10 protein-coding genes are annotated in these 12,537 nt (G+C 60.4%); 8 read left to right on the forward strand and 2 right to left on the reverse strand.

What is annotated here, in order from left to right; genetic code table 11:
• Nucleotides 1-2 precede the first annotated feature (2 nt).
• Together pncB and QCBJ_RS15285 are read right to left on the reverse strand one after the other, a co-directional pair.
• Nucleotides 3-1,217 carry a nicotinate phosphoribosyltransferase gene (gene pncB / locus QCBJ_RS15280; RefSeq protein ID WP_012721934.1) on the reverse strand — a complete coding sequence of 405 codons (1,215 nt, stop codon included), beginning with the start codon at nt 1,215-1,217 and terminating at the stop codon, nt 3-5.
• Nucleotides 1,218-1,423: 206 nt separating this feature from the next.
• Nucleotides 1,424-2,314 carry a LysR family transcriptional regulator gene (locus tag QCBJ_RS15285; protein ID WP_012721935.1) on the reverse strand — a complete coding sequence of 297 codons (891 nt, stop codon included), beginning with the start codon at nt 2,312-2,314 and terminating at the stop codon, nt 1,424-1,426.
• Between the two features lie 153 nt (nt 2,315-2,467).
• Here QCBJ_RS15285 and QCBJ_RS15290 point away from each other — a divergent pair, with 153 nt between their 5' ends.
• The 8 genes from QCBJ_RS15290 (at nt 2,468) to QCBJ_RS15335 (ending at nt 12,410) form a co-directional block, all read left to right on the forward strand.
• Complete coding sequence (locus QCBJ_RS15290) at nt 2,468-3,958, forward strand: aldehyde dehydrogenase family protein (RefSeq protein WP_046033931.1); 1,491 nt, start codon at nt 2,468-2,470, stop codon at nt 3,956-3,958.
• A 111-nt stretch (nt 3,959-4,069) separates the two neighbouring features.
• Nucleotides 4,070-5,353, forward strand: a complete 1,284-nt coding sequence (locus tag QCBJ_RS15295; RefSeq protein ID WP_102061136.1) for an FAD-binding oxidoreductase — start codon at nt 4,070-4,072, stop codon at nt 5,351-5,353.
• A gap of 375 nt (nt 5,354-5,728) precedes the next feature.
• Nucleotides 5,729-6,862 carry a branched-chain amino acid ABC transporter substrate-binding protein gene (locus QCBJ_RS15300; protein WP_012721938.1) on the forward strand — a complete coding sequence of 378 codons (1,134 nt, stop codon included), beginning with the start codon at nt 5,729-5,731 and terminating at the stop codon, nt 6,860-6,862.
• A 259-nt stretch (nt 6,863-7,121) separates the two neighbouring features.
• Complete coding sequence (locus tag QCBJ_RS15310; protein WP_012721939.1) at nt 7,122-8,036, forward strand: branched-chain amino acid ABC transporter permease; 915 nt, start codon at nt 7,122-7,124, stop codon at nt 8,034-8,036.
• Nucleotides 8,037-8,038: 2 nt separating this feature from the next.
• Nucleotides 8,039-9,316: a high-affinity branched-chain amino acid ABC transporter permease LivM gene (livM, locus tag QCBJ_RS15315; RefSeq protein ID WP_025857341.1), complete on the forward strand. Its 1,278-nt coding sequence runs from the start codon at nt 8,039-8,041 to the stop codon at nt 9,314-9,316.
• Entirely contained in the window at nt 9,313-10,188 is an 876-nt protein-coding gene (locus tag QCBJ_RS15320) for an ABC transporter ATP-binding protein (RefSeq protein ID WP_012721941.1), read from the forward strand. The genes livM and QCBJ_RS15320 overlap by 4 nt, the downstream gene beginning before the upstream one ends.
• Nucleotides 10,185-10,901, forward strand: a complete 717-nt coding sequence (locus QCBJ_RS15325) for an ABC transporter ATP-binding protein (protein WP_012721942.1) — start codon at nt 10,185-10,187, stop codon at nt 10,899-10,901. Before QCBJ_RS15320 ends, QCBJ_RS15325 begins: the two co-directional genes overlap by 4 nt.
• A 741-nt stretch (nt 10,902-11,642) precedes the next feature.
• Nucleotides 11,643-12,410, forward strand: coding sequence for an SDR family oxidoreductase (locus tag QCBJ_RS15335; protein WP_012721943.1), 768 nt, complete (start codon nt 11,643-11,645; stop codon nt 12,408-12,410).
• Nucleotides 12,411-12,537: the final 127 nt, after the last annotated feature.

The following is a 12,537-nucleotide window of genomic DNA, read 5'->3' on the forward strand; positions in this document are numbered from 1 at the left end:
ATTCACTCCTTGCTAGAGATGGCAGGTACTTTGAAAACATGACGCAAATAGGCGACGAAATTCGGGTCGGTGCAGTGGGTCTTGCCCGCTTCATCGGAGATCTTCGCGACGGGCTGGCCATTGCAGGCGGTCATTTTAAGCACGATGCTCATCGGCTCGACACCTGGAATATCGCAGGTCAGGTTGGTGCCGATGCCAAAGCTCACATTGATCCGACCGCGCAGCGCACGGAATATTTCCAGGGCCTTGGGCAGCGACAGGCTGTCGGAGAACACCAGGGTCTTGCTCATCGGTTCGATGCCGAGCTTGTGGTAGTGGGCGATGGCTTTTTCCGCCCACTGCACCGGGTCGCCGGAGTCATGGCGCAGGCCGTCGAAAAGCTTGGCGAAGTACAGGTCGAAGTCGCCGAGGAACGCGTCGGTGGTGATGCAGTCGGTCAGGGCGATACCCAGCAGGCCACGGTATTCGCGGACCCAGCAGTCCAGCGCGGCGATCTGGCTGTCGATCAGGCGCGGGCCGAGCTGCTGGTGGGCCATGATCCATTCGTGGGCCATGGTACCCAGCGGCTTCATATCGAACTCGCGGGCCAGGTGCACGTTGCTGGTGCCGACAAAGCGCCCAGGGAAGTCATGCTTGAGCACGCTGACCACCTCTTCCTGCACCCGGTACGAGAAGCGTCGGCGCGTGCCGAAGTCGGCCACTTGCAGCTCGGACAGCTCGTCGCTGCTGGCGTTGGCGGTCAGCCAGTCGAACTTGCGGTACAGCTGTTCGCGGGCCTGTTCGAGGATCACGGTCTGGTAGCGGTAGCGGTTGCGCACTTCGCTGACGATGGCCAGCATCGGCACTTCAAACAGGATGACATGCAGCCACGGCCCGCGCAGGCGGATGAACAGCTCGCCGTTCTCGATGCCGGTCTGCACATAACGCAAGTTGAAGCGGAACAGCCCGAGGAACCGCAGGAAGTCCGGCTTCATGAAGCTGATGCGCTCCAGGAAGCCCAATTGATCCGGGCTCAGGCTCAGCTCGGCGAGGCGTTCGATCTGGTAACGGATCTCCGCCAGGTACGGGCGCAGGTCTTCGCTGTTGCGGCAACGAAACTCCCATTCAACTTCCACGTTGGGGTAGTTGTGCAGCACCGCCTGCATCATGGTCAGCTTGTAGAAGTCGGTGTCGAGCAAGTTCTGCACGATGCGATCGGCAAACACACTCTCGCTCATAACGGGAATCTCCAGACAGGTCGGCGATGGGTGCCGACCTTTACGCACAATTAAGGAAGGGGGCTAGTGGCGCATAGACGTGGGTCGGTTTGCCAGTGATTTTTTTGCCAAGGCCACCGGCGCCATCGGGAGCAAGCCCCCTCCCACAGTTGAAATGCATTCCAAATGTGGGAGGGAGCTTGCTCCCGATAGCGGTATTCCAGGCACTAAATAACTTGCTCCATCATCCACTTCACAAAATCCCGCACCTTGGGCACCTCCGCCGAATGCTCCGGGTAGGCCAGGTAATACGCGTCCTGGCTCGGCATCGCATGCTGCCAAGGAATCACCAACTTACCGTCGGCCAATTCCTCCTCCACCAGAAACCGCGGCAGCAGCGCGACACCACACCCAACTTGCGCGGCCCGAATGCACATATAGAAGGTGTCGAAACGCGGCCCGTGATAGCTGTGCTCGGTGTGGAAGCCCTGGCTGGCGAACCAGTCATGCCAGCCCTGTGGCCGCGAGGCGTTTTGCAGCAGCACCAGGTCGCTCAGTTGCGTGGGATCGGTGAACGGCTGCGCCGGCAAGCTCTCCGGCGCGCACACCGGCACCAGCTCCTCGCTGAAGAGTTTCAGGCTCTCGGTGCCGGGGCGTGAGCCCTGGCCGAAGTAGAAGGCCATATCGGCCTTGCCTTGCAGCAGGTCGTCCGCGTCCTGCTCGTTGCACAGGTCCAGATGGATCTGCGGATGACGCAGCCGCCAGCCCTTGAGTCGCGGCACCAGCCAGCGCGCGCCGAAGGTGTAGGGCGTGGAGACGCGCAACACTTCTGTCTCGCCGCCATAGGAGCGCAAATAGTGGGTGGACATCTCCACCTGCGTAAGGATCTTGCGCACCTCCACCAGGTACAGGTCGCCCGCCGGGGTCATTTGCAAGCGGCGGCGCACCCGACGAAACAGCAGGTGTTGCAGCAGTTCTTCCAACTGCGCCACCTGCTTGCTCACCGCGCTTTGCGTGAGGTTCAGCTCCTCGGCGGCGCGGGTAAAGCTGAGGTGGCGGGTCGCGGCTTCGAAGCACTGCAGGGCAGTGATCGAGGGCAAATGTCTTTTGTTCAGCACGGCACGCCTCTTTTTATTCTTTGCATGAATAAACGGAATGATATCTCGCCTAATCGTCGTTTGTTGGCAAGTCTTGGGCCAGCTACAAATAAGGCCTGGATCGCCGTGCGGGCCGCGGCGCAATTTTTTGTTTGCAGATTGAAGGAGTGACCCATGGTTGCCGCATTGCTTGATCGTCTCGGGGTAAACCCGGCGCTGTACCAGTCGGGCAAACAGCCTGTGCATTCGCCGATTGATGGCAGTCGCATCGGCGCCGTGGACTGGGAGGGCGCGGCCGAGGTGGAGCAACAGGTCAGTCGCGCCGAGCATGCATTCGAAGCCTGGCGCAAAGTGCCGGCACCGCGCCGTGGCGAATTGGTACGTCAATTTGGCGATGTACTGCGTGAATACAAGGCCGACCTGGGCGAGCTGGTGTCCTGGGAAGCCGGTAAGATCACCCAGGAAGGCCTGGGTGAAGTGCAGGAAATGATCGACATCTGCGACTTCGCCGTCGGCCTGTCGCGCCAGTTGTACGGTTTGACCATCGCCTCCGAGCGTCCGGGCCACCACATGCGTGAAACCTGGCACCCGCTGGGTGTGGTCGGCGTGATCAGCGCCTTCAACTTCCCGGTGGCCGTGTGGGCGTGGAACACCACCCTGGCCCTGGTGTGCGGCAACGCGGTGATCTGGAAACCGTCGGAAAAGACCCCGCTCACCGCCCTGGCCTGCCAGGCGCTGTTCGAGCGCGTGTTGAAGCAATTCGACGGCGCTCCCGAGTACCTGAGCCAAGTGATCATCGGCGGCCGCGACGCGGGTGCCGCGCTGGTGGATGACCCGCGCGTTGCCCTGATCAGCGCCACCGGCAGCACGCGCATGGGCCGTGAAGTGGCGCCGAAGGTCGCCGCACGTTTTGCCCGCAGCATTCTTGAGCTGGGCGGCAACAACGCGATGATCCTCGGCCCAAGCGCCGACCTGGACATGGCCGTACGCGCGATCCTGTTCAGCGCCGTCGGCACCGCCGGCCAGCGTTGCACCACCTTGCGCCGCCTGATCGCCCACGCGTCGGTCAAAGAAGAAATCGTCACGCGTCTCAAGGCAGCCTATTCCAAAGTACGCATCGGCCACCCGCTGGAAGGCAACCTGATCGGCCCGCTGATCGACAAGCATGGTTTCGACACTATGCAGGACGCCCTGGAGCAAGCCCTGAGCGAAGGCGGCAAGGTGTTCGGTGGCAAGCGTCAGCTGGAAGACAAGTTCCCCAACGCCTACTACGTGTCGCCGGCCATTGTGGAAATGCCCGAGCAAAGCGATGTGGTGTGCACTGAAACCTTCGCCCCGATTCTCTATGTGGTGGGCTACAGCGACTTCGCCGAAGCCCTGCGCCTGAACAATGCCGTGCCGCAAGGCTTGTCGTCGTGCATCTTCACCACCGACGTGCGTGAAGCCGAGCAATTCATGTCGGCGGTCGGCAGCGACTGCGGCATCGCCAACGTCAACATCGGCCCGAGTGGCGCGGAAATCGGCGGCGCGTTTGGCGGTGAGAAAGAGACCGGTGGCGGACGTGAGTCGGGTTCGGATGCGTGGCGCGGGTACATGCGTCGCCAGACCAATACCGTGAACTACTCGCTGGAGCTTCCTTTGGCTCAAGGCATCACCTTCGACTGATCCCTTAAGTTGGAGTGAGGTCAAAATGTGGGAGGGGGCAAGCCCCCTCCCACATTTGATCTCATTTACACATCAAGATTGTTGTTTGTTAGGTCTCATCGGAGTCTGGCAATGGCACTGCGCGAAACATGTTTGTGGGAACACCTCACCCCCAGCCGGCCGGATCGCGCTGCGCTCAGCGGCGAGGTCAAGGTCGATGTGTGCGTGATTGGTGCCGGCATCACCGGCCTGTCGGCGGCCATTCATTTGTTGGAGCAGGGTAAAAGCGTTGCCGTGCTGGAGGCCCATCGTACCGGCCATGGCGGTTCGGGCCGCAATGTCGGGCTGGTGAACGCGGGGATGTGGATCCCGCCGGACGAGATCGAAGCCGGTTTCGGCGAGGCGGTGGGCAGTCAGCTCAACCGGATGTTGGGCGCGGCGCCGTCGCTGGTGTTCAGCCTGATCGACAAGTACAACATTGATTGCCAATTGCGCCGCGAGGGCACCTTGCACATGGCGCACAACGCCCGTGGCGAGGCAGATTTGCGCAGCCGTGAACAACAATGGAAGCGTCGTGGCGCACCGGTGGAATTACTCACCGGCCAGGCCTGCGAGGACGCTACGGGCACGCGCAAAATCGCCGCCGCCTTGCTGGATAGACGTGCCGGCACCTTGAATCCGATGGCTTACACCAGCGGTTTGGCCAACGCGGCAGTCGACCTGGGCGGGCAGCTGTTCGACCATTCTCCCGTCACCCAACTTGAGCGCCAGGGTGCGCACTGGTCGGTGCAAACCGCGCAAGGTTCAGTGCAGGCTGCACAGGTGGTAATTGCATCCAACGCCTACACCGAAGGCGAATGGACCGAGCTGCGGCGTAATTTCTTCCCCGGCTATTACTATCAGGTCGCGTCGGCCCCGCTGATCGACGACGCCGCCAGGCAAATCCTCCCCGGCGGCCAAGGCTCTTGGGACACACGCCAGGTCTTGAGCAGCATCCGCCGCGATGCCGATGGCCGCCTGTTGCTCGGCAGCTTGGGCAACGGCAACCAGAAACCCGCCTGGTTCCTCAAGGCGTGGGCTGATCGGGTGCAGCGGCATTACTTCCCGTACCTCAAATCGGTGCAGTGGGAGTTCACCTGGACCGGTTGTATCGCCTTCACCCCGGATCACTTGATGCGCCTGTTCGAACCCGCTCCGGGACTGTTGGCCGTCACCGGTTATAACGGGCGCGGCGTGACCACTGGCAGCGTGGTCGGCAAGGCGTTTGCCGACTATGTGTGTCACCAGAATCCCCAGGCGCTGCCGATTCCATTTGCGCCGATGCAACCGTTGGCCGGCGTAGGCCTGCGTAGCTGTCTATATGAAGCTGGATTTTCGCTGTATCACGCCGGGCAATGCCTGAGGATCGTGATCTGATCAACGAAATACCGCTCAAAAGCCTGCATTTTCTTAGCAGCCTACTAATCTGTATTGGTGCAAGTCGTAGCAATCACGCACTGTAAATGTGCAGTTCCGTTACGCATGCTGTTACAGCTGTAGGAGCTGTCGTTTATCCCTCTGGTTGCAGGTGCCACCTTCCAGGGTTGTACTTTTTGCAGTCATTGGTTGCACCTCCGTGTGCCAGGCGGTTGCACGTCCTGGCAAAAAGGCGCCGAAACGCCTGCAATAACAATGACACCGTGTCTTTTTGAAGAATAAAAACCTAATGGCACGCGCTTTGCTCTGGGCTTTCAGTGAAAAGTTTGAACGCAAGTTGTCGTGCCAAAAATCAAAAATATCGGAGCACCACTCATGTCCCAGACGTTTTACAAGAAAGGTTTTCTGGCCCTCGCCGTTGCTGCGGCGCTGGGTGTTTCTACGTTTGTTCAAGCTGATGTGAAGATTGGCGTTGCGGGGCCGATGACCGGTGCCAACGCCGCTTTCGGTGAGCAGTACATGAAGGGTGCCCAGGCGGCAGCCGATGTGATCAACAAGGCCGGCGGTATCAACGGCGAGAAAATCGTGCTGGTTGCCGGCGATGATGCCTGCGAACCCAAGCAGGCCGTGGCCGTGGCCAACCGCCTGGCGGACCAGGACAAAGTGATCGGCGTGGTCGGGCACTTCTGCTCCTCTAACACCATTCCGGCGTCCGAGGTGTATGACGAAGCGGGCATCATCGCGATCACCCCAGGTTCCACCAACCCACAAGTGACCGAGCGCGGCCTGGGCGCCATGTTCCGCATGTGCGGCCGCGACGACCAGCAAGGCATCGTCGCCGGCGATTACATCGTCGACGTGCTGAAGGGCAAGAAAGTCGCGGTGATCAACGACAAGGACACCTACGGCAAAGGCCTGGCCGACGCCACTGCTGCCCAGTTGACCAAGCGCGGCGTCAAGCCGGTGCTGGAAGAAGGCCTGACCCGTGGCGAGAAAGACTTCAGCGCCCTGGTCACCAAGATCCGCTCCATTGGTGCCGACGTCGTCTACTTCGGCGGCCTGCACCCTGAAGCCGGCCCACTGGTCCGCCAGATCCGTGAAGCCGGTCTCAAGGCCGCATTCATGTCCGACGACGGCGTAGTGACCGACGAACTGGCGAAAACCGCCGGTGGCAACCAGTACGTCGATGGCGTCTACATGACCTTCGGTGCCGACCCACGCCTGTTGCCAGACAGTAAGGCGGTCGTTGACGACTTCCGTAAGGCCGGCTACGAGCCGGAAGGCTACACCCTTTACGCCTACGCCTCGGTCCAGGCCCTGGCCGCCGGCTTCAACGGTGCCAAATCCAACAAAGGCGAAGATGCCGCCAAGTGGCTCAAGGCTCACCCGGTGAAAACCGTCATGGGCGAGAAGACGTGGGATGCCAAGGGCGACCTGAAAGTCTCTGACTACGTGGTTTACCAGTGGGATAAAGACGGCAAATACCACCAGTTGGAAAAACAGAAGTAAGCAGAACGCCTGATCCCTTGTAGGAGCGGGCTTGCTGTGGCGAGGGAGCTTGCTCCCGCTGGAGTGCGTAGCACTCCCAAACCATTCAACGAGTTACACCTGGTGTATCTCGATCGCCCAGTTTGGGGCTGCTTCGCAGCCCAGCGGGAGCAAGCTCCCTCGCCACACAAGCGTGCTCCGACAGGAGCAAACCTCTGTTTTCCTCCAGAAGCGCCGCACACCCACCGGTGTGCAGGTGCTCACCGCGTGAGATTGCGTTATGGATGGTATTTTCCTGCAGCAACTGGTCAACGGCCTGACCCTCGGGTCGGTCTATGGCCTGATCGCCATCGGCTACACAATGGTCTATGGCATCATTGGCATGATCAACTTCGCCCACGGCGAGGTTTATATGATTTCCGCTTACCTCGCGGCGATCAGTCTGGCACTGCTGGCTTACTTCGGCATCGAATCCTTCCCGCTGCTCATTCTTGGCACTTTGGTCTTCACTGTCGTCGTCACTGGCGTCTACGGTTGGGTCATCGAGCGTGTCGCCTACAAACCACTGCGTAATTCCACCCGCCTGGCCCCGCTGATCAGCGCCATCGGTATCTCCCTGATCCTGCAGAACTACGCGCAGATCGCCCAGGGCGCGAAACAACAAGGCATTCCCACCCTGCTGGCCGGGGCCTGGCGTGTCGACATCGGCAGCGGGTTCGTGCAGCTCACGTACACCAAGGTGTTCATCCTCGTGGCGGCGTTTGCCGGCATGGCGCTGCTCACTTACATCATCAAGTACACCAAGCTCGGCCGTATGTGCCGCGCAACCCAGCAAGACCGCAAGATGGCCTCGATCCTCGGCATCAACACCGACCGGGTGATCTCCTACGTGTTCGTCATCGGTGCCGCCATGGCGGCATTGGCCGGTGTGCTCATCACCCTCAACTACGGCACCTTCGACTTCTATGCCGGCTTCATCATCGGCATCAAGGCGTTTACTGCGGCGGTACTCGGCGGCATCGGCTCCCTGCCTGGGGCAATGCTGGGTGGGATCATCCTCGGTATCTCCGAGTCGTTGTTCTCGGGGTTGATCAACTCTGACTACAAAGACGTGTTCAGTTTCTCCCTGCTGGTGGTGATTCTGATTTTCCGTCCTCAGGGCCTGCTTGGTCGCCCACTCGTGGCGAAGGTGTAAACATGTCTGCTGCCAAACCCATCGATATCAAGAAAAGTGTGGTTGATACGGTCCTCGCCGGGCTGATTTCGTTGATCGTGTTCGGTCCGATCGTCGGCGTTGTACTCGACGGCTACAGCTTCAACCTGGAACCGGCCCGCGTGGGCCTGCTGGTGGCCATCGTGATGGTTGGCCGCTTTGCCATGAGCCTGTTCCTGCAAACCCCCAAGGGCCTGAAGATCCTGCAGGGCTTCGAGAGCAGTGGCTCTGGCGTGCACGTGCTCGCCCCGGACTACAAGTCGCGACTGCGCTGGATCATCCCGGCACTGATCGTGATCGCCATCGTGTTCCCGATCTTCGCCAACAAGTACCTGCTGACGGTGGTGATCCTCGGGCTGATCTACGTATTGCTCGGCCTGGGCCTGAACATCGTGGTGGGCCTGGCCGGCCTGCTCGACCTGGGTTACGTGGCGTTCTACGCCATCGGCGCCTACGGTCTGGCATTAGGTTATCAATACCTGGGCCTGGGCTTCTGGACGGTGCTGCCACTGGCGGCCATCGCTGCGGCGTTGGCGGGGTGCATACTCGGGTTCCCGGTGTTGCGAATGCACGGTGACTATTTGGCCATCGTGACCCTGGGCTTCGGTGAAATCATCCGCCTGGTGCTCAACAACTGGCTGTCGTTTACCGGTGGTCCAAACGGCATGCCGGTGCCGTCGCCGACCTTCCTCGGCCTGGAGTTCGGCAAGCGCGCGAAGGATGGCGGGATTCCTTTCCATGAGTTCTTCGGCATCGACTACAACCCCAATATCAAATTTCTCTTCATCTACATCGTGCTGTTCCTGGTGGTGCTGGCCGTGCTCTACATCAAGCACCGCCTGACCCGCATGCCGGTCGGCCGCGCCTGGGAAGCCCTGCGCGAAGATGAGATCGCCTGCCGTTCCATGGGCCTGAACCACGTGCTGGTCAAGCTCTCGGCATTCACTATCGGTGCATCGACTGCCGGTTTGGCCGGTGTGTTCTTCGCCAGCTACCAGGGCTTCGTCAACCCGTCGTCGTTCACCTTCTTCGAATCGGCGCTGATCCTGGCCATCGTGGTGCTGGGGGGCATGGGTTCGACGGTGGGCGTGGTGATTGCGGCGTTCGTGCTGACCGTTGCGCCTGAACTGCTGCGCAGCTTCTCCGAATACCGCGTGCTGCTGTTTGGCGTGTTGATGGTGGTGATGATGATTTGGCGACCGCGCGGCTTGATCCGCATCAGCCGTACCGGTGTGACCCCACGTAAAGGAGTGGCGCCATGAGCAAGGAAGTCGTGCTCTCCGTGGAACACCTGATGATGCACTTCGGTGGCATCAAGGCCTTGAGCGATGTGAGCCTCAAGGTCGAACGCAACTCGATCTTCGCCCTGATCGGCCCTAACGGTGCCGGCAAGACCACGGTGTTCAACTGCCTCACCGGCTTCTACAAAGCCAGTGGCGGCAAGATCGAACTCAACATCCGTGGCCAGCAGACCAACGTGATCCAGCTGTTGGGCGAGCGCTTCAAGGCCATCGACTTCGTGTCACCCAAAAGCTTTTTCAGCCGCGTGTACTACAAGATGTTCGGCGGCACCCACCTGGTCAATCGTGCCGGTCTGGCGCGGACTTTCCAGAACATTCGCCTGTTCAAGGAAATGTCGGTGCTGGAAAACCTGCTGGTGGCCCAGCACATGTGGGTCAACCGCAATATGCTCGCGGGTATCCTCAACACCAAGGGCTACCGCAAGGCTGAAAGCGACGCCCTTGACCACGCCTTCTACTGGCTGGAAGTCGTCGACCTGGTGGACTGCGCCAACCGTCTGGCCGGTGAGCTCTCCTACGGCCAGCAGCGTCGCCTGGAAATCGCCCGCGCCATGTGCACCCGGCCGCAGATCATCTGCCTGGACGAACCCGCTGCGGGCCTCAACCCCCAGGAAACCGAAGCCCTCAGCGCGATGATTCGCCTGCTGCGCGACGAACACGACCTCACGGTGGTGCTGATCGAACACGACATGGGCATGGTGATGAGTATTTCCGACCACATCGTGGTGCTCGACCACGGCAACGTGATCGCCGAAGGGGGGCCGGACGCGATCCGCAACGACCCGAAAGTGATTGCTGCCTACCTGGGCGCCGACGAAGAGGAGCTGGTATGAGCGGACCTATCCTCGAAATGAAGGACCTGGACGTGTTCTACGGCCCGATCCAGGCCCTGAAAAAAGTCTCACTGCACATCAACGAAGGCGAAACCGTCAGCCTGATCGGCTCCAACGGCGCGGGCAAATCCACGCTGCTGATGTCGATCTTCGGCCAGCCACGGGCCGAGTCGGGGCAGATCCTCTACAACGGCGTGGACATTACTCACAAGTCGTCCCACTACATCGCCTCCAACGGCATTGCGCAGTCGCCGGAAGGGCGGCGGGTGTTCCCCGACATGACCGTCGAGGAAAACCTGCTGATGGGCACGATCCCCATTGGCGACAAGTTTGCCCAGGAAGACATGCAGCGCATGTTCGAGCTGTTTCCACGGCTCAAGGAGCGGCGTAACCAGCGTGCCATGACCATGTCCGGCGGCGAACAGCAAATGCTTGCCATCGCCCGTGCACTGATGAGCCGGCCGAAGCTGTTGCTGCTCGACGAGCCGAGCCTGGGGCTGGCGCCGATTGTGGTGAAGCAGATCTTTTCCACACTGCGTGAGCTGGCGTCCACCGGGATGACCATCTTCCTGGTGGAGCAGAACGCCAACCATGCGCTGCGCCTGTCGGACCGGGCTTATGTGATGGTCAATGGCGAGATTCGCCTGACCGGTACCGGTAAGGAATTGCTGGTGAACGAGGAAGTGCGCAACGCCTACCTCGGCGGTCACTGATCTAACTCATAATGCAGGACCCCTGTGGGAGGGGCGGTGCCCCTCCCACATTGAGCAGATCCAGATTTGTTTTTAAGGTGTCCACACGCGCTCCACCAAATTGTGGAAAACAAATCCAGCCCGCCTCCAAAGCGCGACATATAGCCGCCGCAAATCCCTGTTTTGTCACAGTTTTGACTTGTCCCCATCCACTGTGGAACCGGCTGTGGGTAACGTGGGAGTAGCTGGCTGAACGCCTTTAAAACCGTGGCTTTCAGCCTTGTGGTTGTTTTTTGATCAGTGGTTTTTTTGCGACCGGCCGAGGGGTTTGTCAACCTGTTTAAAGACACAGGTATGTGACCGGAAAAAGTCTGTTCATCCTGTGGATAAGTCTGTGACTAAACTCTGGAAAGACGGCCGCAGAGGCCGGAATGACTGGCCTGGAGCCATCGTCTGAAATTTCCCCCTGCCCATGGGCCTACATACGCTCCAGCCGAGGTCAAGCAAAAAACTTTCTAAAACCGCCTGTAGGCCTTGTGTATAGAGGCCTGAGGCTTTTTGCACTTGCCCCCAAAGACTGTGGGCGCAGTTGTGGATAACCTGCGCGCATATGGCTGCAAGCCACGGTTCATATGGCGTTGCTCGGGCCGATTAAAAAATGATCAGCTGGGCGTGGACGGGTGTGCGTAGCGGTTGCCGCAAGCGCCGCGTAAAGGCATTCTGCTGGCTGATTTTTTTCCCGATGCCCGCAAGGAGAACACCATGTCCGACACGCTGTTTATTACTGGCGCAACCTCAGGCTTCGGCGAAGCCTGCGCCCGTCGCTTTGCCGACGCCGGCTGGAAACTGGTGCTCACTGGCCGTCGCGCTGACCGCCTGAATGCGCTGGTCGAAGAGCTCTCCAAGCAGACCGAAGTGCATGGCCTGGTCGTGGATGTGCGTGACCGCAAGGGCATGGAAGACGCCATCGCCAACCTGCCGCCCTCGTTCGCCACGTTGCGCGGGCTGATCAACAACGCCGGCCTGGCCGTGGGCACTGACCCTGCGCCCAAGTGCAGCCTCGACGATTGGGAAACCATGGTCGACACCAACATCAAGGGCCTGCTGACCACCACCAGCCTGCTGCTGCCGCGCCTGATTGCGCACGGCCGTGGCGCCGGGATCATCAACCTGGGCTCCATCGCCGGCAGTTACCCGTACCCAGGCAGCCACGTGTATGGCGGCTCCAAGGCGTTCGTGAAGCAGTTCTCGCTGAACCTGCGCTGCGACCTGCAAGGTACCGGCGTGCGCGTCACCAACATCGAGCCAGGCCTGTGCGAGAGCGAGTTCTCGCTGGTGCGCTTCGGTGGCGACCAGGCACGGTATGACGCGACCTATGCGGGTGCCGAGCCGATTCAGCCGCAGGATATTGCGGACACGATCTTCTGGGTGCTGAACACACCGGCGCACGTGAATATCAATCGGTTGGAGCTGATGCCGGTGAGCCAGACGTGGGCTGGGTTTGCGATTGAGCGCGGTGCCAAAAGCTGAAATACCTTTCGGGGGTGAGCGGGTTGTTGTGGTGAGCGGGCTTGCCCCGCGCTGGGCTGCGTAGCGGCCCTAAAACCAGCGACATAGATCTGCCTGAAAGAAATACGGCGATCTTATGGGGCTGCTT

This window comes from Pseudomonas sp. QC2 (assembly GCF_002859085.1).
In the GTDB taxonomy this organism is placed as follows: domain Bacteria; phylum Pseudomonadota; class Gammaproteobacteria; order Pseudomonadales; family Pseudomonadaceae; genus Aquipseudomonas; species Aquipseudomonas petroselini.

Bases quoted from the DNA above. Each gene is read 5' to 3' on its own strand.
- pncB (WP_012721934.1), bottom strand. From the start codon at position 1,217: ATGAGCGAGAGTGTGTTTGCCGATCGCATCGTGCAGAACTTGCTCGAC.
- QCBJ_RS15290 (WP_046033931.1), top strand. From the start codon at position 2,468: ATGGTTGCCGCATTGCTTGATCGTCTCGGGGTAAACCCGGCGCTGTAC.
- QCBJ_RS15320 (WP_012721941.1), top strand. From the start codon at position 9,313: ATGAGCAAGGAAGTCGTGCTCTCCGTGGAACACCTGATGATGCACTTC.
- QCBJ_RS15310 (WP_012721939.1), top strand. From the start codon at position 7,122: ATGGATGGTATTTTCCTGCAGCAACTGGTCAACGGCCTGACCCTCGGG.
- QCBJ_RS15325 (WP_012721942.1), top strand. From the start codon at position 10,185: ATGAGCGGACCTATCCTCGAAATGAAGGACCTGGACGTGTTCTACGGC.
- QCBJ_RS15295 (WP_102061136.1), top strand. From the start codon at position 4,070: ATGGCACTGCGCGAAACATGTTTGTGGGAACACCTCACCCCCAGCCGG.
- QCBJ_RS15300 (WP_012721938.1), top strand. From the start codon at position 5,729: ATGTCCCAGACGTTTTACAAGAAAGGTTTTCTGGCCCTCGCCGTTGCT.
- livM (WP_025857341.1), top strand. From the start codon at position 8,039: ATGTCTGCTGCCAAACCCATCGATATCAAGAAAAGTGTGGTTGATACG.
- QCBJ_RS15335 (WP_012721943.1), top strand. From the start codon at position 11,643: ATGTCCGACACGCTGTTTATTACTGGCGCAACCTCAGGCTTCGGCGAA.